At 57.8% G+C, this 23095-nt stretch carries 16 protein-coding genes and 2 tRNA genes; 10 read left to right on the top strand and 8 right to left on the bottom strand.

What is annotated here, in order from left to right; translation table 11 throughout:
• The first annotated feature begins 167 nt into the window (after positions 1 to 167).
• The 7 genes from WCY31_RS09055 to WCY31_RS09025 all read left to right on the top strand — a co-directional run bounded on the left by WCY31_RS09055 (position 168) and on the right by WCY31_RS09025 (position 9515).
• Complete coding sequence (locus WCY31_RS09055) at positions 168 to 539, top strand: HIT family protein (RefSeq protein WP_345972134.1); 372 nt, start codon at positions 168 to 170, stop codon at positions 537 to 539.
• A 159-nt stretch (positions 540 to 698) separates the two neighbouring features.
• Positions 699 to 1328 carry a TetR/AcrR family transcriptional regulator gene (locus WCY31_RS09050; RefSeq protein WP_345972133.1) on the top strand — a complete coding sequence of 210 codons (630 nt, stop codon included), beginning with the start codon at positions 699 to 701 and terminating at the stop codon, positions 1326 to 1328.
• On the top strand, positions 1312 to 3669 hold the full coding sequence (locus WCY31_RS09045; protein WP_345972132.1) for a TolC family protein: 2358 nt from the start codon (positions 1312 to 1314) through the stop codon (positions 3667 to 3669). Before WCY31_RS09050 ends, WCY31_RS09045 begins: the two co-directional genes overlap by 17 nt.
• Positions 3662 to 4663, top strand: a complete 1002-nt coding sequence (locus WCY31_RS09040) for an efflux RND transporter periplasmic adaptor subunit (RefSeq protein ID WP_345972131.1) — start codon at positions 3662 to 3664, stop codon at positions 4661 to 4663. Before WCY31_RS09045 ends, WCY31_RS09040 begins: the two co-directional genes overlap by 8 nt.
• On the top strand, positions 4660 to 7380 hold the full coding sequence (gene rbbA / locus WCY31_RS09035; RefSeq protein WP_345972130.1) for a ribosome-associated ATPase/putative transporter RbbA: 2721 nt from the start codon (positions 4660 to 4662) through the stop codon (positions 7378 to 7380). Before WCY31_RS09040 ends, rbbA begins: the two co-directional genes overlap by 4 nt.
• Positions 7381 to 8508: an ABC transporter permease gene (locus tag WCY31_RS09030; RefSeq protein WP_345972129.1), complete on the top strand. Its 1128-nt coding sequence runs from the start codon at positions 7381 to 7383 to the stop codon at positions 8506 to 8508.
• Positions 8505 to 9515, top strand: a complete 1011-nt coding sequence (locus WCY31_RS09025) for a lipid A deacylase LpxR family protein (RefSeq protein WP_345972128.1) — start codon at positions 8505 to 8507, stop codon at positions 9513 to 9515. The genes WCY31_RS09030 and WCY31_RS09025 overlap by 4 nt, the downstream gene beginning before the upstream one ends.
• Positions 9516 to 9528: 13 nt before the next feature.
• Here the strand turns inward: WCY31_RS09025 and WCY31_RS09020 are convergent, their stop codons facing one another.
• The 3 genes from WCY31_RS09020 to WCY31_RS09010 all read right to left on the bottom strand — a co-directional run bounded on the left by WCY31_RS09020 (position 9529) and on the right by WCY31_RS09010 (position 12229).
• A complete protein-coding gene (locus tag WCY31_RS09020) occupies positions 9529 to 10551 on the bottom strand; it encodes a DUF21 domain-containing protein (RefSeq protein ID WP_345972127.1) in 1023 nt (340 codons plus the stop codon).
• A gap of 60 nt (positions 10552 to 10611) precedes the next feature.
• A complete protein-coding gene (locus WCY31_RS09015; protein ID WP_345972125.1) occupies positions 10612 to 11112 on the bottom strand; it encodes a DUF4145 domain-containing protein in 501 nt (166 codons plus the stop codon).
• Between the two features lie 322 nt (positions 11113 to 11434).
• Complete coding sequence (locus WCY31_RS09010; RefSeq protein ID WP_345973774.1) at positions 11435 to 12229, bottom strand: DUF4395 domain-containing protein; 795 nt, start codon at positions 12227 to 12229, stop codon at positions 11435 to 11437.
• Between the two features lie 291 nt (positions 12230 to 12520).
• On the opposite strand from WCY31_RS09010, the gene WCY31_RS09005 reads away from it, so the two are divergent.
• The 3 genes from WCY31_RS09005 (at position 12521) to WCY31_RS08995 (ending at position 17528) form a co-directional block, all read left to right on the top strand.
• On the top strand, positions 12521 to 13054 hold the full coding sequence (locus WCY31_RS09005; RefSeq protein WP_345972124.1) for a hypothetical protein: 534 nt from the start codon (positions 12521 to 12523) through the stop codon (positions 13052 to 13054).
• 1130 nt (positions 13055 to 14184) lie between these two features.
• The gene (locus WCY31_RS09000; protein WP_345972123.1) at positions 14185 to 16158 is read left to right on the top strand and encodes a fused protease/ribonucleoside-triphosphate reductase; all 1974 of its coding nucleotides are present in this window, start codon (positions 14185 to 14187) and stop codon (positions 16156 to 16158) included.
• A gap of 125 nt (positions 16159 to 16283) precedes the next feature.
• Entirely contained in the window at positions 16284 to 17528 is a 1245-nt protein-coding gene (locus tag WCY31_RS08995; RefSeq protein ID WP_345972122.1) for a DEAD/DEAH box helicase, read from the top strand.
• 281 nt (positions 17529 to 17809) lie between these two features.
• Here the strand turns inward: WCY31_RS08995 and WCY31_RS08990 are convergent.
• The 5 genes from WCY31_RS08990 to WCY31_RS08970 all read right to left on the bottom strand — a co-directional run bounded on the left by WCY31_RS08990 (position 17810) and on the right by WCY31_RS08970 (position 23095).
• A tRNA-Asn gene (locus WCY31_RS08990) sits at positions 17810 to 17884 on the bottom strand.
• Positions 17885 to 17895: 11 nt separating this feature from the next.
• Positions 17896 to 17984: transfer RNA gene (locus tag WCY31_RS08985), tRNA-Ser, on the bottom strand.
• 74 nt (positions 17985 to 18058) lie between these two features.
• Positions 18059 to 18742: an orotidine-5'-phosphate decarboxylase gene (gene pyrF / locus WCY31_RS08980; RefSeq protein ID WP_345972121.1), complete on the bottom strand. Its 684-nt coding sequence runs from the start codon at positions 18740 to 18742 to the stop codon at positions 18059 to 18061.
• 221 nt (positions 18743 to 18963) lie between these two features.
• A complete protein-coding gene (locus WCY31_RS08975; protein WP_345972120.1) occupies positions 18964 to 20658 on the bottom strand; it encodes a nickel-dependent hydrogenase large subunit in 1695 nt (564 codons plus the stop codon).
• Entirely contained in the window at positions 20648 to 23095 is a 2448-nt protein-coding gene (locus WCY31_RS08970) for a hydrogenase small subunit (RefSeq protein WP_345972119.1), read from the bottom strand. Before WCY31_RS08970 ends, WCY31_RS08975 begins: the two co-directional genes overlap by 11 nt.

Raw genomic sequence — 23095 nt, 5'->3', positions numbered from 1 at the left:
GAAATAAAACACCAATTTGAAAGAGAGGCATAGCAAAGGAGACGATACCGAAGCCGCCGCATCCCCTTTCAATGGGATGACAATAATTATATCAATTTTATTGATACATAAAAGACGATGTATGCGGGCGAAAGGCATTTTAATGGATATTCTGTCATCCTATGTCTATGAAGTGTATCTTTTGCCACCTGCCTGAAAATACGATCGTCGACGGAAACGAGCTCGTGTGTGCTTTTTACGATAAATACCCGGTCACGCAATTGCATATGCTCATCATCCCGAAGCGCCACGTCGCGGACTATTTTGAACTGACGCAGGAGGAGATCGCCGCCATGCACGATCTTCTTTTGTGCCAAAAAGCGCGCCTACTCCGGTTGGACGGCACGATCACCGGGTTTAACGTTGGCATCAACGTCGGCGCCGACGCCGGCCAGACGGTTTTCCACGTGCATATGCACCTGATCCCGCGTCGCCGGGGAGATATGAATGACCCCAAGGGCGGGGTGCGCGGCGTCATTCCCCAAAAACGGAAGTACTGACCGGTTACACTGCACCTTCTGACGCGTGTAGAGAACGGGGCGTGATGAGGCGGTCGCTTTTGCTTCAAAAAAACCTGTACAAATTTTTTCAGTAATTAAATTACTCTTAATAAAACCGCTCCTATACTTTAAGCAGTCAACACAGTAAAGGTGTGCGGCATGAAAATAAGTGCAACGGATACGAAAAAAGCCAGGCTCTTGAAAATAGCGTCCACGATGTTGGAACATGAGGGGTTTCAGCAGTTAAAAGTTGCGGAGCTGGCCAAAGCGGGTTCCGTCTCCATCAGTACCGTTTATGCGATGTTCGGTTCAAAAGAGGGGATATACCTTGCCTACATCGAATCGAAGATTGCAACACTCCTTGAAGCCATAGACCGTATCGCCGATGAAGATCCCGTCATACAGCTCAAACAGTATGCCGGCTTCATTTTCGGCATGCTGGAGCAGGGCCGGCTTGTTTTCGAAGAGGGAGTAAGCAGCAATCCGCTCTTTTTCAACGCCGTCAGCAACGAGTTTCCGCAGAGTGCCAAAAAAATCCACAGTTTCCTGGCGACATGTTTTTCAAAGATCAATCCCGATCTGGACAGGGAGCAGACCGATCTGCTCGGGTATGTCTTCAGCGGACAGCTGCACGGTTACATGCAGTACTGGGTGGTGGCGGGCGGAGATCCGCAGGTGCTCGCCGGGCAGTTGTGTGATACCTTCATCTGCCAGACGAGAGGTTGTTACCCGGACACGAGGAACGCTGCGCGGCAGCAAAAAAGAGGATCAGATGAGAACCGGATGTAGGCGTTGGGGCGCTGCGGCGTTGCTCCTGTTCCCCGTTTTGGCTTCCGCCCTCAATGTGGGCATTGTCGCGGACCGTTACGATGAAGCATTCGCCCAAGACCGGGCGGCACTGGTGACGGAAGTGAAACAGCTCGCCCCCATCCCTTCAAAGATCCTTTTCCCAGAGACACTGCAGGCGGAGGGCGGGAGCGATATTGCCCGGACCGCTGCCGCGATCGAACGCCTGCAAAAGGATGCGAAGGTCGACATGATCGTTCTGCTCGGCACACTGGCGGGGGAAGTCGCCCTCTCACGGGGTGCTCTGCAAAAGCCGACGGTGATCCCTTTTGCAGAGGGTACCGGCCTGCGGGGGATCATACCGGCAGGGGACGGGAGCGGTATCCGCAACGTCAACTATGTCCTGGGCCATAGCACGTTCGGTGCGGCCCTGAAGCGGTACCGCGAAATCGTGCCGTTTGAACAAGCATCGCAGCTGGTCGATGCGCGAGTGCTCGCGCTCTTCCCTGAGCTGGCGGCGCGTGCCGCGGAGCAGGCGAAAGTGCAAGGGGTCAGGCTCAAGGTGCTGCCGGTGGCCGCCGATGGGAGCTACCGCGTCGCCGAAGGAAGCGGGGCGGTGCTGCTCGGAGAAATGTCGGGGCTCGCCGCGGCGGCGCGTACGGAGCTGATGGATGGCCTCCGCCGGGAGAAGCTTCCCGTTTTCTCCCTGGGAGCCGAACCCGGGGTGGGCTCAGGCGTGCTGGCAGATCTCTTTGTTCCCGACGAGCGGCTACGGCGTCTGCGGCGAAGTGCCCTGAACATTGTGGCGATCGCCGGGGGAGGGGCGGCGGAACGCCAGCCCGTCGCTTTCGAAGCGCAGAGCGTGCTGCGCATCGATATGGCGGTCGCCCGCGCCCTGCAGATCTCGCCGCCGTTCCGTATCCTGGCACAGGCGCGTCTGCTGCACGAGTCGGCCGTTGAGGGCAAAGCGATGGACCTGGTCACCGCGGCGGAAACGGCGCTCAAGCAGAACCTTAACGTGATCGCCGGCAAACTGGGGGTCCGGGAAGGCGAAGAGAGCATCGACGAAGTGCGCTCGGTCCTGCTGCCCCAACTGAGTGCCGAGCTGCTCTACACCCAGCGCAACGGCGACAACGTCTACGTCGAAGGAGGCTTCTATGCCGAGAAGAGTACGGACGGGGCGCTGAAGCTGCAGCAGATCCTCTTCTCGGAGAAAGCGCTGGCCAGGCTGGCGGTGCAACAATCGCTGCAAAAAGGGCGCGTGGCGCAGCAGCGCGGGCTGGAGCTCGAGGTGGTCCGTCAGGCGACCACGGCCTTTTTACAGACACACGTGGCCACAACACTGCTTGACATCCGCCGGGAGAACGAGCGGCTGATGCAGGCGAATCTTGCGATGGCAAGACAGCGCGTCGATGCGGGGATGACGGACCTCTCCGACGTCTACCAGTGGGAGAGCGAGATCGCGGTAGCGACACAGGCGCGGCTGCGGGCCGAGGCCGATGTCGCCAGGGCGTATGAACAGCTCAACCGTATCCTGCACCGGCCCATCACCGACCGGTACGCATTGACGGAGGTAACCCTGGAAGATCCCGCCCTCGTGATCAGTGATAGCGGTCTGCTCGGACGCATCAGCAACGCGGTGTCGTTCGAACGGCTTAACGCGTTTTATGTCGCTGAGGCACAGAAGGTTTCGCCGGACCTGGATGCGGTCGACGCGCAGCTCTCGGCGCAGCGCCGGCAGTACCGTTCCGACCGGCAGGCCTACTGGTCCCCGGATATCGCGCTGTACGGGGAAGTGACCCATGTCTTCGACGAGACCCGTACGCCCGGCGCGGCGTTCAGCCTGGAGGACGAGACCAACTGGATGGCGGGGGTATCGCTCTCCCTGCCGCTGTTCGAGGGCGGGGGGCGCAGCGCCCGTGCCGCGCGTTCAAGCCTGGGGGTCAGACGGCTGGAGGCGGACCGCCTCGAGCGGCTGTCGGCGCTGGAGCAGCGGGTCCGGGGGGACCTGCATACGCTGCGTGCCGCGTACCCGGCGATTGCACTGGCGCAGTCGGCGGCCGGGAGCGCGCGCAAAAGTTACAGGCTTGTGCGGGAGAATTATGCCCTCGGGAACCGGACGCTGGCCGATCTGCTTGTCGCGCAGAACGCGGCGCTCTCGGCCGATTTCGGCGCGGTGAATACCCGGTACCGTTTCCTCGTCGATCTGATGCAGCTGCAGTATGACGGCGGGCGTTTCGATTTTTTCATGAATGCGGAGGAGCGCAGAGATTTTATCGCGAGGCTGCGGCATGCGCTCGCAACCCCGGAAGCGTACCCGGTCAAAAAGGAAACCCATGAATAAACTATTTTTCAAACGTGCAGGCATCGCTTTGCTGCTGGCTGCCGCGGCCGGCGTCCTCTATTTCACGATGCTTCGGCTGGAGGGACCCTCTTTACCGGAGACGATCGCGATGGGCAACGGCCGTATCGAGGCGACGATGGTCGACATTGAAACGAAACTGCCCGGAAGGCTCTCCGAGATCACGGTCAAAGAGGGAGACATGGTCAAAAAGGGAGAGCTGCTGGCGGCCATGGACACCGACGAGCTTGATGCACGTTACGCCCAGGCCCTGGCGCAGGTGCGCCAGGCGGAGCAGCAGCGCAAACTCGCCCTCTCCGTGGTCAAGCAGCGCGAGAGCGAACGGACCCTTGCGCGTAAAAACCTCGAACGTTCCAAGAACCTCTACGTGAACAAGAACATCCCGCTGGTGCAGCTTCAGCAGCACGAGTCGGCCCTGAACGTCACCGAAGCCGCCCTGGAGGCGGCACGGGCGCAGGTCGTCAGCGCCGATGCGGCCATCGACGCGGCGCGGGCGCAAGCGGATACGATCAAGGCGAACCTCGAAGAGAGCCGGCTCTATGCCCCCATTGACGGACGCATCCTTTACCGGCTGCGCGAACCCGGGGAGATCATCGGCGGCGGCGGAAAGGTGCTGACGCTGCTGGACCTGACCGATGTCTATATGACGATTTTCCTCCCGACGGCGCAGGCGGGGCGCATCGACATCGGCAGCGACGCACGGATCATCCTGGATGCGCGTCCCGACATCGCGATTCCGGCCGTCGTGACCTTCGTCTCCCCGCAGGCACAGTTCACCCCCAAAGAAATCGAAACGCAGAGCGAGCGCGAAAAGCTGATGTTCCGAATCAAGGTGAAAGTCGACGAAGCTCTGCTGCGCCGCTACCTTGAACGGGTCAAGATCGGACTGCCGGGGACCGCTTATGTCCGCACGGATGCGCAGACGCCGTGGCCAGAAAGCCTGAACCGTCTGCCGGGGGATGACCAGACGCCATGAACAGTGTGGTCACCCTTGCAGGGATCTCCCACCACTACGGCAAGACACAGGCGCTCGACAGCGTCAGTCTGGAGATTCCGGCGGGAAAGATGGTCGGCTTCATCGGCCCCGACGGCGTGGGGAAATCGACGCTGCTCGGGCTGATCTCCGGGGTGCGTCGTATCGAAACGGGCCGCGTGGAGGTCTTCGGGGGCGATATGGACAGTGCAGGTTACCGCGCATCGGTCTGCCCGCGCATCGCCTACATGCCGCAAGGGCTGGGCAAGAACCTCTACATGTCTCTGTCGGTGTACGAAAACGTCGAGTTCTTCGGCCGCCTGTTCGCCCAGGGGCGGGCGGAGCGCGAAGCGCGGATCGCGGAGCTGCTCGAGAGCACCGGGCTCGCCCCCTTCAAAGAGCGCCCGGCCGGAAAGCTTTCGGGCGGCATGAAGCAGAAGCTTGGGCTCTGTTGCGCATTGATCCACGACCCGGACCTGCTGATCCTCGACGAACCGACGACCGGAGTCGACCCACTGTCACGGCGGCAGTTCTGGGAGTTGATCGAACGCATCCGCTCCCACAGGGAGGGGATGAGCGTGATCATCGCCACGGCCTATATGGAGGAGGCGGAACGCTTCGACTGGCTGGTGGCGATGGACGAAGGGCGCGTTCTGGCTACCGGGACTCCCGATGCGCTGCGGCATCAGACCGGTACGGAGACGCTGGATGAAGCCTTTATCCGCCTGCTGCCCGAGCGCAAACGTCGGGGGCATGAAACCCTCGTCGTGCCTCCGGGCAACTTTGAGGAAGCAGAGGAGGCCATCGCCGCGGAGGGGCTGACGATGCGCTTCGGCGATTTTACGGCGGTGGACCATGTCAGCTTCCGGATCAAACGCGGCGAGATATTCGGTTTTCTCGGCTCCAACGGCTGCGGAAAGACGACGACAATGAAGATGCTGACCGGACTGCTGCGCCCCAGCGAGGGGGAGGCGTGGCTCTTCGGCGTCCGCAGCGAGCGCCACGACCTGGAGACTCGCAACAAAGTCGGCTACATGACCCAGTCCTTCTCACTCTACGCGGAGCTGACGGTCAGGCAGAACCTTGTGCTGCACGCCGAGCTTTTTCACCTCCCCGAGCAGGAGGTCGAGGAGAGGGTCGGCGAGATGATCGAACGCTTCAAGCTTGAAGCCTACGAGCACAGCTACCCCGACGGGATGCCACTGGGCATCAGGCAACGCCTCTCCCTCGCCGTCGCCGTCGTACACCGGCCGCAGATGCTCATTCTCGACGAACCGACCTCAGGCGTTGACCCCGTGTCGCGCGACAGCTTCTGGGAACTGCTGATCGACCTTGCGCGCAAGGACGGGGTGACGATCTTCATCTCCACCCACTTCATGAACGAGGGCGAACGCTGCGACCGTATCTCACTGATGCACCAGGGCAGGGTCCTGGCCAGCGACACGCCGGCATCGCTCATCCGCGCTCGGGGGAAGACGGGCCTCGAAGAGGCCTTTATCGACTACCTCGAGGAGGCGATCGGGGAGGAGGAGAAAGGGCAGAGCGCTGATGAGCCGCCGCCGGAGCCGCACCGTGCCAGGAGCCCGAACCGTTTCTTCAGTCCACTGCGTCTTTTCGGGTACAGTTACCGTGAAACGCTTGAACTGCTGCGCGACCCGGTCCGGCTCACCTTCGCCGTGTTCGGGACCGTACTGCTGATGCTCACGCTGGGGTTCGGGATCACAATGGATGTCGAGGACCTCCATTTCGCCGTGCTCGACCGGGACCAGAGCCCCCAGAGCCGTGACTACGTTCAGAGCCTGGCGGGGTCGCGCTATTTTCTCGAGCAGCCGCCGCTGCATTCGCAGGCGGAACTGGACCGTCGTATGCGCAGCGGGGAGGTTGCCGTCGCCCTCGAGATCCCGCCGGGCTTCGGCAGGGATATTACTCGGGGACAGCAAACGCAGATCGGGGTCTGGATCGACGGGGCGATGCCGTTCCGCGCCGAAACGATCCTGGGCTACATCCGCGGGATGCACTACAACTACCTGACGGAGCTGACACGACGGACGCTGGGCTATGTCCCCGCGCTGTCGCCCATCGACATCGAGATGCGCTACCGCTACAACCAGGACTTCAAAAGCATTTTCGCGATGGTGCCCGCGATCATCCCGATCCTGCTGGTCTTCATTCCGTCGATCCTGATGGCGCTGAGCGTCGTGCGGGAGAAGGAGCTGGGTTCCATCACCAACTTCTACGCCACCCCGGTCACGCGCCTGGAGTTTCTGCTGGGCAAGCAGCTCCCCTACATCGCTGTGAGCATGGTCGGTTTTTTCGGCCTGGTCATGATTGCAGTTCTGCTGTTCGGGGTCCCGCTCAAAGGGAGCCTGATGACACTGAGCCTGGGGGCGCTGCTTTTTGTGACGATCACGACGGGCCTCGGGCTGCTCATGTCCGCGTTTACCCGGACCCAGGTCGCCGCCCTGGCAGCGACGGCCATTTTGACGCTGCTGCCGACCATCAGCTTCTCGGGGCTCAGCGAACCCGTCAGCTCCCTTGAAGGAGCGGGGCGTATCATCGGGGAGATTTACCCGGCAACCTACTTCATCAACATCAGCCGCGGCGTCTTCAGCAAGGCGCTCACCCTCAGTGATCTCTCCCGCGACTTTGCGGCCCTGGCGGCGGCAGTCGTCATTATCACGCTGCTGAGCATCGCGGCGTTGAAGCAGCAGGAGCAATAGATGAAAAAACACTTGTTAAACATCTACCTTCTGGGCATCAAAGAGCTTCGCAGCCTGCTGCGGGACAAGATGATGCTCTTCTTGATCATTTACTCTTTTACCTTCGCCATCTACGTCAAGGCGACCTCTACCTCGACGGAGCTGGTTAACGTGCCCGTAGCTTTCGTCGACGGGGACCGTTCGGCCCTCTCCATGCGGATCATGGACGCCTTCTACCTGCCCCGGTTCCTTTCGCCGGACCTGATCAGCGCGAGCGCCGCCGATGCGGGGATGGAAGAGGGGCTCTACACCTTCATTATCACCGTACCGCCCTCGTTCGAGAAGGAGCTGCTCCAGGGGAGGCACCCGACGCTACAGGTCAGCATCGACGCGACGCGGATGTCCCAGGCAGGTATCGGGGCGGGCTACATCCAGCAGATGGTCAACGACGAAGTCCAGGAGTTTCTCTACGGTCAAAGGACATCGGCAGCGCTGCCGGTGGAAGTCGTCACGCGCATGAAGTACAACCCTACGCTCGACAGCATCCGCTTCGGCAGCATCATGGAGGTGATCGGGCAGATATCGCTGCTTTCCATTATGCTGGCGGGCGCGGCGCTGATCCGTGAACGCGAACACGGTACGCTGGAGCACCTGATGGTCATGCCGCTGAATGCGGCGGAAATCATGCTTTCGAAGGTGTGGTCGATGGGCCTTGTCGTGCTTGCCGGTGTCACGTTCTCGATCGAGATCGTCGTGCAGAGGATCCTTTCCGTCCCCGTCGAAGGGTCGCTGACGCTCTTTTTATTCGGATCGCTGTTGATGCTCTTTTCGACGACGTCGATGGGGATCTTTATGGGCACCGTCGCCCGGACGATGCCGCAGCTGGGGCTGATCATCATCCTGACGATCCTGCCGTTGCAGATCCTCTCGGGCGGGGTGACCCCTTTTGAAAGCATGCCGCAGGGACTGCAGAACGTGATGCTGCTGATGCCGACGAGCCACTTCGTCAGCATGGCGCAGGCGGTGCTCTACCGCGGCGCCGGTATCGACATCGTCTGGCCGCAGCTTCTTGCCATCAGCGGGATCGGCGTCGTCTTTTTTCTGCTGGGGCTCTTTTTCTTCCGCCGCAGCCTGGCCAGCGCTTCATGAGAGATACGGTGCGTCTCATCTTCTGGCTGCTGTCGGTGGGGCTGTTCCTGCCGCTGCACGCACAGAGCTGGTCGTTTTCGATCGACAACGACATGATCTTCGGGTCGGACGACAAATACACGGGCGGTTTCCAGGTCGGCTGGATGAGCGATGAACTGGGTGTAAGTGAAGAGGGGAGTTTTCAATACGGCTACGTCAAGGGGATGAGTGATCTGCTGCGGGCCGTTTACCCATTCGATCTCTCCGAGATGAAACAAAACGGGGCCATCAGCCTCCAGGGGATCGCCATTACGCCTGAAGATACGAATGAGACCGAACCCGTCTATGATGACGTCCCCTATATGGGGTCGACGGCACTGACCGCGTCGCTGTTTATCTGGAATGAGCATATCTTCCACGAGGTGTTGATGACGCTGGGCGTCATGGGACCATCCTCGGGGGCGGAAACCGTGCAAAAGGGTCTGCACCGGTGGTTCCGGATCGATGAACCCCAGGGGTGGGACAATCAGGTGCCGGATCGGCTGCTGTTCCAGACCGGCTATGTCGTGGGAACACGCCAATACTCGGGCCGTGTCGCAGGGCGATATACCTTCGAGTGGTTCAACAGCCTCTCCCTCAACGCGGGAAGCAGCTATGTTGGAGCGGGCGGGGGCACGGCCGTGCGCATTGGGGAGAACGCTCCCAAAAACTTTGTCACGATCAGCGGGATCATCAACCGTTCGCTGGCGCATCAGCTCAATCTGGATACACGGAGGGGAAGGTGGGGATGGAGCGTCAAGCTCGCTCTTTTTGCCGATGTAGTCGGCTATTTTTACCTGCATGAGTACGCCAAGCAGCACGGGTACGATTTCGAGATGCCGACGACGCTCATCACAGGGCTGCTGGGGTTCGATCTCTATTACGAGAGGCTGCGGGCTTCGCTGGAACTCTACCCCAGCCGTCCGATCGGGCAGTATGTCCGTTCCAACTATTTCGGGCGTTTGAACCTGGTGCTGCAGGTGCCGTAAGATGGCATAGAAGTTATTTTGCCACGATGCCCCGCAGCAGCCGCCCGAGAATGTCCGCCCCGGTGATAATGCGCCGTTCGGCTCCCCAGACAAGGATAATGTCCTGGTCGATAACGTCGTCTTCCATATGCTCCGGATCGACCTGCAGGCCCGGTAGAATGTAACCGAGCGTCGTTTCCATATTGGTGATGATCGTCGGGCGGTGGCAGTGCTCCATGGGGTCGAAGGTGTCGAATTCAAAGAGGGCGGCGTTGATAAAGCCGTCGGCGTCCATGACCAGGCGGGGGTTGTCGCGCATGTCGGTCAGGATGATCCAGGACTTGTGGGGCCTCTGCACCCGGCGCAAGAAGGGGTCCTTGGAAGAGGAGGCAATCTCGGGGAACTGCGGCACGCTGCCCTCGAACTTGAGGGGAATGATGCTCAGCGGTTCGATGGGTTCGCCCTCTTCGCCGACTTTGAGGTCGTCCATGGCGAGGAAATTCAGCGCGCCGACCCCTTCGGTCCGCGTGATATCCGAATCGCGTTCCTGGATATGAAGTTTGAGCATCTCCTCGATCTCGTTTTCGCGCAGGAACTGTACGGCCTCCTTTCCCAACCAAAGGTCGAGCATCTTGGCCGAGGGTTTGGCCAACGGCCAGAGCAGCAGTTGGTAAAAACGCAGCAGCGGGGCCAGCGTGGAGGCCATTTTAAGGGCGTTGCGGGAGAAATAGGCCTGGGGGATGATCTCGCCGAAGAGGGTGATGACGAAGGTCGAGAAGACGAAGGCGATGACGCCGGCCATGACGGAGTTGGAGAGCAGGGTCAACAGAACGTTGATGCCGACATTGCCCCAGAGGATCGTCGTCAGCAGAAAGTTCGGGTCTTCGCGCATGGCGTAGACCTTCGCCGCGGCAGCATCGCCTTTGGACATATCGATGTGCAGCCGCATTTTGCTGATGCTGAAAAAAGCGAGGTTGAGCCCGGAGAACATCGCCGACTGCGTGATGCAGAAGACGATGCCGAGCCAGTTCAGAAGTGTTAAAGATGTAATCTCCATGTGCTATCTTACCCCGAAGGGCTTAAGGAAAAGGAGCGGGGGCTGCGTGCAGGGCGTGTTTCAGGTCTCATCCGGTTCCCAGACCGGCAGGTTGTCGTAGGCTTTTTCGATCCGTTTCGCCCGGGTGATCTGTTCTTCGACGATAAAGTTGATCAGGGTGAACATGATCAGCGGCATATCGGGCGTGACATGGAGATCGACTTCTCCGGGAGGGACGCCATTCTTCCCCGTGACCCGGCAGTACTCCAGCGTTGTTTGTATCCGCTTTGGCATCCCGCGTTTCACGAGGGCGTGGATATCCCTGTCGATATGAACCCCTGTTTCGCCGAGTTCTTTCATCAATGCGTAGAAAACCAGGCGCAGTATTGCTGCAGAGGATTTTGGAGAGTGCCTGACGATGGTACGGGCCTCATTGTACAGCTTGATACACGATCTCGGCATGTCTGCATGTGGATGGGGGACCGTGGTGTTGTCAAGGACGATCATCTCTTCATTGATCCAAAAGGATTGCTGGCCGGATTTTCGGCGCCGTATCTTTTCCCAAAGTGTTTGTAATTTCATATGCTGTTCATGCAACCGTTCGTGATATCTTCCTCTGCTGCACCAAAACCGCTGCGACGTTCCAATCGAAACAGGGTTCACACAGAGGCGTATCGGTTTTAGTGTTCTGGAGGAGGCATCTTAGACAAAAGAGACCTTGGTTCTGCTAAAAAAATATCTATTTTCTGTTTGGATATGTTTTTGTATCCACTTTGTTTCATTCGGGAGATCCGGATCAACTACAGACAGATGAAGCATGGGTGAATCACAAAGCGGGAGGCCGGCACCCAGGCCGGTAGAAGGAAGGTGGAGCCGAGGGTGTCGTTAAGCGTCAGAAGAACGTTTAAAAGTCATCACCGAACTCTTTTTCCAGCTCCCTCTGGTACGCTTCTTCTTTCTCTTTGATCAATTGCGATTCCGTCAAAACGGCTTCATGAAGAAACTCGCCGAAGAAGGTCTTGGGCTCCTCGTAGGCCAAAAACGCGTAGGTGCCCACCAGGAAACCGACGACGGTCAGGGCCGCGATCACCTTTTGGGCGGGGTTGAACTTCTGGATGGGCTCTTTGATACGGAGCTCGCAGGTGCCGCCCGGACAGTGGACCGGGTCTATGCGCGTGAGCAGTTTGTAGATCATACAGCCGACGCAGATGGAGAAGGCGCTTTCCAGGAACATCAGCGACGCGCAAAGCACACAGATGAGCACTTTATAGAAGGTGATGTCCCAGTTGATGACGAACCACCAGACCATCGGCAGGGAGATCAGCCAGCCCAGCGTCCACGCGAAGCGCTTCTGCAGTCCGCCGACGTATTCCGGTTTCTGGTTCTGCACGACAAACTTGCCCAGCAGCAGGGAAGGGACGTATTTCGGACTGATCATTCTCAGCGTAAAATCTATAAATAAAAAGGCCAAATAGATTCTCGCTGCCATGATGTGGTTGAAACCTATCCCGACGAAGATGATGATAGTTCCGAGGATTCCAAGGATCCCCGCTGCGGCTCTGGCTTCTCTTTCATTAACGACTCTGACGTCGTACCCGGGTACTTTTTCTCCGTAATCCCATAAAAAACTCTGAAGGTTCAAAAAACTTCCTTTGGATGCGTGAGTGTATGTGCAAGCATTCCCTGTTTCTATAAACATCGTATGAACAAGGGGTCCACGCTTTTGCATTGTGATAAAGTTTTGATGCGGGACGAATTATAACAAATTTTGAAAAGAGTGGGCATTGAAAAATATGTTTTTTCTCTATTGGGCAGCTTCGTTTTGAGCGCTTCCCGCTTGGCAAAGCTGCCGTCAAAGATTTCAGTCCACAATATTGAATTAACAAAAAATTTTTTACAGTTTAATATTATTGATATATATTCTATAGATTAAGTGATATGTAATCTCTATAAATGTAGGATAGATTATATTAAATATTAGGAGAGAACAATGAAAAAGTACGTTTCATCTATGCTCGCAGGTGCGTTGGTCCTGGGCCTTGCCGGTTGTGGTTCTGGCTCTTCGGGCAATTTTGGCGTAGGCGACATCAACGTCACCTTTGCAGAGCTGAATGCCACGGGTGTCATGGGATACCACATTAATGTGGATCTGGATTTCGCGAATAACACATATGACGCCTCCAATATCGATTACTATTTCTGTACGGATGCTGTTGGAAGCTATGACTATTATGCGTATACGCAAGATCGTGCTTACGGTTCCGAGTTGCTTGTGGATGAACCTGATTTCGATTACGGCTACTTGGCATATATGGCGCAGAGCGGCACTCTGGAGTTTACATCCAATGCAACTGGAGCACTTTCATATGACGTTAATTCATCGACAGATATCCTGGAAGTAGGTGCTACATACGATATCGATCTCTTTTTAGAGGCAGTACTCGCGACGACAGGTACCGTGCATATCAACAGCATTGCTAACTTCGATTGTACGGTAGTAGCTCCTACTTCAGTCTCAAAATAATCCGAAGTCAAAACGCTCTCGGAGGGTTTTGGCACTTTGAAATGGGAGGTGTGCTGTTTATCTAATCCAGTAAAAGAAAAACAGTTACATCAGATAGAGGCTGAAGGTTTCCCGCGTGAGGCAAGTAAAATTGTTTGTGATGCGGCCTAGGAGAGGATAGATAATGTTTCGATACACCGCCATGATTTTGCTGACAATCCGTTTCATTTCAACGATTGTCGACAACATCAAAACGACAATCTGCCTGGGGCTGCAACAGCAGCATTATTCTTGTTGTTACTGATGATGTTTTTTATTCCTTTGGAAATTTACGTGAACAAATATTTTGTAAAGAAAGCCGGTGAAGAGGAGTGAATAAAGGGCTACTGTTTCTTGGGGTTTGTTTCCTATTTGGCGCTTATGACACCTTTTTTAATCATCGTCTTTTTATAGGTATTTACGGAACATCAATAAAGGGCGAAAACCTAATGCTGCTTATGGGGGGAGTACAACTGTTGTTCGGCATGATGTGTATCGTAGGTGCATTACTTGAAAACAAATGATGTAAAGAAACGCTCTTTTTGGCTCGGCTTGATTTGCTGGATTGTTTTTCTCCTTTTTATCGCGTTGAAAGGTGTCATACCGGATATGTGGATGATACTTGGAATTATTATGGCTGCATTGGGCGGCATGCGTTTTTGGTCGATAGTGATTAGGGGGTATTGAGGTGTGGAAGCAGGATTTACACTTATTCATAAGTGCATGTATCATGGCCGCAGGGCTTTATCTTATAAATCTTGAGGAACTTCAGTATCAACGAGTGGGACTGGGAACATTCATTGTTGGGTTTGTGATCTATGCAGTCGGACGCAGGAAGCTGAGATATAAAGAGCTTGATGATAGGCGCAATAAATTTAATGACTTTGAGTAAAAAGCGGTGCAACTGCCGGATCATGACGTTTAAAGTAGCGTAAACTGCAACGGGCTGATTTTCACGGTTAGCACTACACTGGCCGCCCGATCTCTTTTCTCGACAACTCCTATACTTTTGACACATCTACTGACTGCTCTCCAAGACGTTTGACAGAAATCAAGGAGTGCTTGTAGGAATCGTACTATACTTGTTGCATAGGACAGCAAGGAGACGAGGGATGAGCGACAGTGACACAAAGATGATGATTACGGAGCGGTTTGAACTAAAAGAGCAGATTTGCGGCGCGCTGCGGCAGCGCAGACCGGATTTCGGCTTTGGCGGTTTTGGAGAAACGACGTATTACCGGACTTATAGTCGGAAAATGGAAGATGGGTCGCAGGAGCATTGGGCCGATACCGTTATCCGGGTGACGAACGGGGTGATGTCCGTCCGAAAACACCATTATGCGCTGAGTAGGCTGCATTGGGATGAAGGGTATTGGCAGTCTTATGCGGCCGAAATGGCCGAGGCGATGTTCGAGATGAAGTGGCTGCCGCCGGGACGGGGGCTCTGGGCGATGGGCACGGAGTACGTTTACACCCGGGGCGCCGCGGCGCTTAACAACTGCGGGGCGGTAGACACTGCCGACCTCGCCACCGCCGCGGACTGGACGATGGACATGCTGATGTGCGGCGTCGGCGTCGGTTTCAACACTGCATGGAAGGGGCCGGGTACGGCCATGCCGGATAAATCGCGCCCGGTGCCTTTTGTCATTCCCGACAGCAGGGAGGGGTGGGTCGCATCGGTAAGGCTGTTGATCGAAAGCTACACCAGGGGCGGGGCGTGGTTCACATTCGACTACGATATGATCCGGCCCGCGGGGTCGCCTATCAGGGGTTTTGGCGGAACCGCTTCGGGACCGGAGCCGCTCAAGACGCTTCACCGGAGGATCGAGAGCTACCTGGATGCTTTTTGCGTCGAAGAAACGGATGCGACGCGCTGTACCGCCGATATCTTCAATGCCATCGGGGCCTGCGTTGTGGCCGGCAATGTGCGCCGCAGTGCCGAGATCGCCCTGGGATCGGCGGAGGATGAGAGCTTTCTCTCCCTGAAAGATTATGAACGTTTCCCCGAACGTGCCGAGATCGGCTGGATGTCGAACAACACCGTTGTGCTGAAAAAGACGGAAGATTTTGCGAAACTCCCTATTATCGCAAAGCACATTATCGCCAACGGCGAACCGGGCATCATGAACCTGATCAATGTACAGAAGTACGGGCGATACGGCAGAGAGTCCGAGGACCTGGCGTGGCTGGCAAACCCCTGCAGCGAGATCCCGCTCGAGAGTTACGAGCTGTGCAACCTGGCCGAGGTCTTTCCGTCGCGATGCGCGGGGGAAGACGACTTCTATAAGGTTCTGGAGTACGCCACGTTTTACGCTTCAACGGTCGCGCTGCTGCCGACGCACCGCCCCGAAACGAACGCAATCGTGGTCCGTAACCGGCGCATCGGGGTCAGCCTTTCGGGCATGGCGGACATGCTCGACCAGCTGGGGGCGACCGAATTGACAAGGCGGCTGCGCAGGGGGTACAAGGTGGTGCGCGCGGCGAACCGGAAACTGGCGTCGGAAGCCGGCGTGCCACCCTCCATCCGGGTGACGACGATCAAGCCCTCGGGGACGATCTCACAACTGGCGGGCGTCAGTTCCGGGATGCACTTCCCGACGTTCCAATACGCGTTGCGACGGATGCGCGTCGGGAATGACACCGCGGTCTGCCGTCTGCTAAAGGCGGCAGGCGTTGTGCATGAACCCGACGTCTACAGCGAGAATACGACCGTTTTCGCGTTCCCGATCGACCAGGGAAAAACACGAAAGGCGACCGAGGTGTCCGCCTGGGAGCAGTTCGCTTTCCTCGCCATGATACAGCGCGAGTGGAGCGACAACATGGTCAGCTGCACCGTCTATTTCGACCCCGAAACGGAGGGCCACCAGGTCGAGCATATGCTTGCTCAGTTCGCCCCGGTGATCAAATCGGTTTCCATGCTGCCGCACTCCGAGACCGGCGCCTACAAGCAGATGCCCTACGAAGGGATCACCCGGGAAACCTACGAAGAGAAGCTTGCCGCCATGCCGCATATAGATTGGAACAAGTTCGCAGACAGCGACGGCATCGAGAGCCGTTTTTGTTCAAACGATACCTGCGAACTGTGAGCGGGTGAATTTTTCTAACAGCATGGTGTAAGGGAGGGTGACTGACCGGCTTTTTGCAGTCGTGACGATACGCGTTAAAGCTCAAACCCCCTAAAATACGTCTAACAAACTACGAGGAAAGCTTTATGCCGTTTAACGGACTCGGACTTATCGGCGCGATTGAACGCGCATTGCGGGAGAACGGCTACGTGGAACCGACGCCCGTACAGCAGCGGGTGATCCCGCTGGTGCTCGAAGGAAGGGACGTCATGGCACGGGCGCAGACGGGCAGCGGCAAAAGCGCGGGCTTCGTGCTGCCGCTGCTGCAGCTCTGGTCGCAGCGCAAAGGGGAGGGCAAGGCGAAGATCAAGGCCCTGGTGCTGACCCCGACGCGGGAGCTGACGCTGCAGGTGGCGCAGGCGTTCGAGACCTTTGGCGTTTTCCTGCCGAAGCTGCCCAAGGTCGTCAGCATCATTGGCGGCGAGCGTATCGGCGACCAGCTCTACGCCGTACAGCAGGGGTGCGATATCGTCGTGGCGACCTCCGGGCGGCTCATCGATGTACTGAGCAAGAAGCAGATGAATCTCTCGCACCTGGAGTTCCTGGTCCTTGACGAGGCGGACAAGATGCTCGATCTCGGTTTTGCCGAAGAGCTGGATCTTATTCTGCCGCAGCTTCCAGAAAAACGGCAGAACCTTCTTTTTTCCGCAACCTACCCGCCAAAGATGCAGACCATCGCATCGCGCATTACACAGGAGGCCGTGGAAGTCGCCTTTGCGTCGGAAGCACCGACGGTTCAGAGCATCGACCAGCACGTTATCGAGGTGGACCGCGAGAAGCGCGGGCCGCTGCTGCGGCACCTGCTGGAGAACGAACCGTGGGAACAGGTCCTGGTCTTCATGGCCAACAAGCGCGCGGCGGACAATATCGCCGCGAAGTTTCGCAAGTACGGCTTTTCGGCGGAGTCGTTCCACGGCGACCTCACGCAGGAGGAGCGCAGTGCGACGCTGGACGATTTCAAACAAAAGCGGTTCCGTATCCTCTTTGCCACCGATCTCGTCGGGCGGGGACTGCATGTAGACGATATCGACTGCGTCGTCAATTTCGACCTCCCGCGTTCTCCGGCGGATTACATTCACCGCATCGGACGGACAGGGCGCGCCGGAAAGTCGGGCACGGCCATTTCGTTCATCGACCATGAGACGCAGGCGCATTTCAAAGTCATCGAAAAACGCGCGAAGATCCGGCTGCCCCGCGAGCGGGTCGAAGGTTTCGAACTGACCGGCGAAGCACCGGTAAAGACAAAAGGTCCGGCCCCGGTAAAGGGAAAGAAAAAAAGCAAGAAAGACCGTCTGCGCGAACAGGCCCGCAAAGAGGCCGAAGAGCGTTAGGCGCCGAGTATACACTCTCAATCAATTTGAATTTAGATTATGAAAGAATTTTTCGAAGACGATTTTTTCTAAAATCAAGGCGGAACAGTGCGAAGCTTACTATTGTACATGAGCTTGTTGACAACGATATTCCGATAAAAAAGATGCTAAATGCATGTTTTTTTGGATAAGCAAATTTTCGAAGACGATTTTTTCTTTAATCGAGGCGGAGACAAGTGAAGTGTACTCATGTACATGAGCTTGTTGACAACGAAGAGTAAAGGAAAAAGCGTCGAAGAAAATGGCTCCGGATACTGGATTCGAACCAGTGACCAAGTGATTAACAGTCACCTACTCTACCGCTGAGCTAATCCGGAATCGATGTGAGTGGCGGACAGGGAGGGATTCGAACCCTCGGTACGCAGGACGTACGCACCCTTAGCAGGGGTGTGGTTTCAGCCTCTCACCCACCTGTCCAAGTCTCAAAAATGAGAGTGAGATTATAATCAGACAGACATAATATTTCGCTTAAAAAGTGTGCCGCCGACTCTTTAAAGGCGTTCGAGGATCTTTGCGACGACGGCGGCGGGATCTTCGGCCTGGTAGATGGGACGGCCGACGACGATGAAGTCGACTTTTTCCGCCTCGGCCGCTTCGATCGTGGCGACGCGCTGCTGGTCGCCGGCGTCCTCGCCGAAGGGACGGATGCCCGGGGTCAGAGTCACGAAGTCGCTACTGGTCATACGTTTGATGGATGCGCTTTCAAAGACGCTGCAGACGACGCCGTCCAGGCCCGCTTCGTGTGCGTCCTGAGCAAACTTGTCCGCCGTCGCGGCGATGCCGCTGTTGTAGACGTCGCCGAACTCCTCCTCGCTGAAGGAGGTCAGCGCCGTGACGGCCAGAACGAGGGGGCGTTTCTCATACGCCGAGAGGCGTTCCATGACCGTTTGCATGGCGCGTTTGCCCGCGCTGGCGTGAACGTTGAACATGTCGACGCCCAGGCCCATGATGGACTCCGCCGCGTCGGCCATGGTGTTGGGGATGTCGTAGAGCTTGAGGTCAAGGAAGATCTTCGCGTCCGGGTTGATCGCTTTGAGCGCTTTGAGAAAAGGTTCGCCGTCGCGGATGTAGGCGCGCAGCCCGACTTTGAGCCAGACCGGGTAGGCCTTGATCTTTTCCACCAGTGCCAGGTTTTCTTCCATGCTCGGCAGATCGAGCGCGACGCAAAGTTCCATACGTATTCCCCTCAATGAATAGATGACGGAAGTATAACGTCTGCTGCGTTAGAGGGGGCCTAAAACAGATTGCGTCAAATGTTTTTGAAGATAAGGGTTAGCACGGTTTAGCTGTGCGCGGGCTTGCTGCCGATGTAGCAAAGCGGAATTTCGCAACGCAGTGAGGACAACGCGAACATAGCGTTAGCGTAGGTATCCGGGCTTGGCTCGGATGCCGTTCTTTAAAGTACGCACGCCGCGGCGATCTTGTAGTGCGAGAGCTCTCTGCCCTTGGTGTTAATGACGTGGACGGCGCAGGCGAGACAGGGGTCGAAACTGTGCACGACCCGCAGTACTTCCAGCGGCGCAGAAGGGTCAGCGAGAGTGATGCCGACCAGCGACTCTTCGTAGGGGCCGCGGACACCGCCTTCATCCTTGGGCGATGCATTCCAGGTCGTCGGCACCACCGCCTGGTAGTTGGCGATCTTGGCGTCGTCGATGCGGATGAAGTGGCCGAGTACCCCTCTGGGTACCTCGAAGATGCCGCGCCCCTGCGCCGCTTTGGGCAGGGCGGCAAAGTCGTACTTCGTCCAGGTCTCCTCGTCGTAGTACTTGATGTTCTCGATCAGGTCGCTGCAGAAATCGAAGAGGTAGTCGCAGCAGACCCGCGCCTCCACGGCGCGGGCGGCGTTACGCCCCAGCGTCGTCGAAAAGTCCATCAGTTCGAGGGCCGTCTCCTTCATGAACTGCTCCATGTAGGGCTTGATGACCGGGGACTCCTTGAGGTAGCCGATGATCATCCTGGCGAGTGGCCCCACCTCCATGGGCTTGCCTTTGTAGCGCGGCGCCTTGACCCAGCTGTATTTGCCCTCCGTCTTCAGCGTGCCGTCTTTGTTGAGGTTCGTATAGAAGGGTTCCGTCTTGCCGTCGTAGGGCGCAACCGGGGCGTCATCGGCGTACCAGGAGCGTGACGCCTCTTCGGTGATGTACTGTTCGTCGAAGGGTTCGACGCTGCCGAAGTCATGCCCGAAAACGGTTCCCCCCTCGAAGAGCTGCTGCTCCTGTCCGAACTGGTAGCCGCCCACGGCCATGAAGTTGCCGCTGCCGCGCCCCGTGCCGGCTTTGATATCGTCCCTGTAGGCCTCGAGCGCCATTTTGATATCGGGGAGGTAGGCGCGCTCGATGAAGTCGCGGGCGTCTTTGATGATGAACATGAAGTCGTTGAGACGCTGCGGATTGAGCATGTCCGCGACGCTGGTGACGCCGCCGACGACAAGGTTCTGCGGATGGGGCGTCTTGCCGGCGAAGATCGCCACCGCCCGGCTGAGGTCGCGCTGGACCCGCAGGGCCTCGAGGTAGTGGTTCATGTGGATAAGGTTCTGCTCGGGGGTGAAGCGGTAGGCGTTGTGCCCCCAGTAACCGTTGGCGAAGAGCCCAAGGCGTCCCGCGTTGACGAAGGAGGTCAGCTTCTCCTTGACGGCACTCATATGCCCCGTCGACGTACGGTAGGGGTAGTTATGATAGGTCTGTGCCACTTCTGCGGCCCTGTCGGGCTCGGCGGAGATGGCGCTGACGACGTCGACGTAGTCGAGGGAGTGCAGGTGGTAGTAGTGGACGATGTGGTCCTGGACAAAGAGCGCGAGGGTGACGAGGTTGCGGATACTCTCGGCATTGGGGGGCAGGGCGATGCCGTAGGCGTCTTCGACGGCACTGATGGAGGCGCGGTAGTGCACGTTGGTACAGACCCCGCAGATGCGCTGGGCAATGAGGCCGGCGTCCCGGGGGTCGCGCCCTTTGAGGATGGTTTCGATGCCGCGGAAAAGCTGGCCGGAGGCCCACGCCTCTTTGACGGTGTTGTTTTCATCGATTTCGACTTCGATGCGCAGGTGCCCCTCGATGCGGGTAATGGGGTCTATAACAATTTTTTTAGTGGCCATGAATCTCTTCCTCTTCCCCTTCCGGCAGGGGCCGGTTGTTGGCGTACTTGTCAAAGGCGATCTTGCCCTGGCCGCAGGCGAAACAGCCGTGGCCGACCTGGACCGGCCAGCTCGTGCCTTCGTTGAATTTTACCAGCGAACAGTTTAGATCGGCATAGGGCCCTTTGCAGCCCATCTTGAAGAGGCACCACCCTTTCTTCGCCCCTTCGTCGCCCCATTCGAGGACGAATTCGTCCAGGTCGTAGTGGCCGCGCCGCTCGCAGTTGTCGTGGACCCGGAAACCGTAGGCCCATTCGGGGCGGTTTTTTTCGTCGAGTTTGGGGAGTTCGTCGAACATGATGTAGTGCAGGAGGGTCCCGACGATGTTGATGGGGTTGACCGGGCAGCCGGGCAGGTTGATGATGTCGTCCCGCCCCAGCGCCTCCGCCACGCCGACGGCGCCGGTGGGATTGGGCGCGGCGGCGACGACACCCCCGTCGAAGGCGCAGGAGCCGATGGAGAAGACCGCCGCGGCGTCTTTCGCCGTGCGCTTCAGTAGCTCCAGCCCCGTTTCGCCCTTGGGGCCGATGCGCAGGAACTTTCCTTCCAGGCCGAGGGGAATGGCTCCCTCGACCATCAGGATGTAACGTCCCTTGTCGTTTTTGAGCACCCCGTCGAGGGAGAGCTCCGACTGGTCCCCCGAACCCGCCATCAGCAGTTCGTGGTAATCAAGGGAGATGTATTTGAGGATGAGGTCATCCACCTTGGGGTGGGCGGACTTGATGAACCCTTCGGAGTTGCCGCTGCAGTCGGCGAGTTCGAGCCAGATGATGGGGATTTTGTTGAGTTGTTCTATGCTTTGGCCCACCAGGGGTTCGTAGGAGGGGTGCAGCCGCATATTGGCGGTGATCATGGAGACCCAGCGGTTGAACTCGCTGCTCATGTCGAAGGCTTTGAGCGCTTCGTCGAGGTTCTCGCTGTCGATGCGGTTGGCGGGGTGCAGCTTGTTGAACTTGTCGATGCGCCGCTGCACCTTCGCCATCTCCTCGGCTTGGGCCGCCGCTTCGCGCTCGGCCTTGAGGCGGGCCGCCTCTTCGGGGTCGACCGGGGTGTCGGCGATGAGCTTAACGACGTCCTGCTTGCAGCGGCCGCAGACCCGCCCCGCTTCGCTCAGCGGTTTGAGGTCGGCGAAGCTCTCGATGCAGTTCTCCTTGATCAGCGCGACGAGGTCCTGTTCGTAGCCGCTGGCGCAGCTGCAGATCAGGCGTCCGCGTTCGCTCACCAGCCGGTTGTCGTAGAAGAAAGCCGGGTCGACCGGTTTGGCCTCCTCCATCATCGTTTTGAGGGCCAGGACGTCGATGTTGGTATTGATCCCGATAAAACGCACGAGGCGGTCGTCGTTGACGATGTACTGGTCGATACGTCCCTCCGCCTTCGAGGCGATGACAATGTCCTCGTTCGCTTCGTCCTTGGGCTCATAGGCGGTCGAGGTGACGTCGGCGAGCAGGAAGGAGCCGACTTTGAGGCCGTCGATGGTGACAAAGTCCCGGAACCCTTCGTCTTCGACCCCGAGGATGGCGGCGACGGCGGCGTCGGCCTGGAGCGTACACTCCTTGACCCGTCCGGCGATATAGCCGTTGTGAAGCTGGGCCACTTCGCCGACGGCGTAGACGTCGGGATCGGAGGTGCGCATATGCTCGTCGACCAGGATCCCCTTGTCCGTCTCCAGGGCGCTTTTGGCGAAGGCGGCGGCGGGGGAGATGCCGACACCGAAGATGACAAAGGGGTTGTCGATGGTGTGTTCTTTCATGACGATTTTCGTAATCGTATCGCCTTCGATCACCTTGTCCGTAATCTCCTCCTCAAAGAGGATATGGACCCGGGGATCGGCGCCTTCGTAGATGCGTTTCATCAGCGCCACGGCGGAGGGGGTGAGGGCTTTGTCGTAAAGATGGTTCCCCCGCGAGACGAGATAGATATGCTCCGGTCCCTCCAAGGTGCTCAGCGTATCGAGCAGCTCCAGCCCGATGGGGCCTACGCCCATCATGACGACGTTTTTGCCAACGATCCGCTGTGCGATGCAGTCACTGTCGTCGGCGCTGCGGAAGGTGGCAACGTTGGTGAGGCCTGCCGTGTCGAAGAGGCGGCGCGGCTCGGAACCGGTGGCGAGGATGAGCTTGTCGTAGGCATAAGAAGCGGAAGCGGTAAAGATGCGTTTGGCCCCGGTGTCGAGGCTGGTGACCTCGGCGTTCAGCTCCACCTGCACATCGGCAGGCAGGGGCAGGGCGATCTCGTCGATATCGGTGCTGCCGCTGACAAGCGCGCAGAGGTGGATACGGTCATAGGGAGGATGGGCCTCCTTGGTGACGATAAGCACTTCGTGGGAGGGCGACTGCTCTTTAATCGCATTGGCGATATACGCGGCCGCGATCCCGCCGCCGACGATAACGATACGCAT

It is taken from the genome of Sulfurimonas sp. HSL3-1 (genome assembly GCF_039645995.1).
GTDB lineage: Bacteria > Campylobacterota > Campylobacteria > Campylobacterales > Sulfurimonadaceae > Thiomicrolovo > Thiomicrolovo diazotrophicus.
This window is presented reverse-complemented; position numbering and strand designations above follow the sequence as displayed.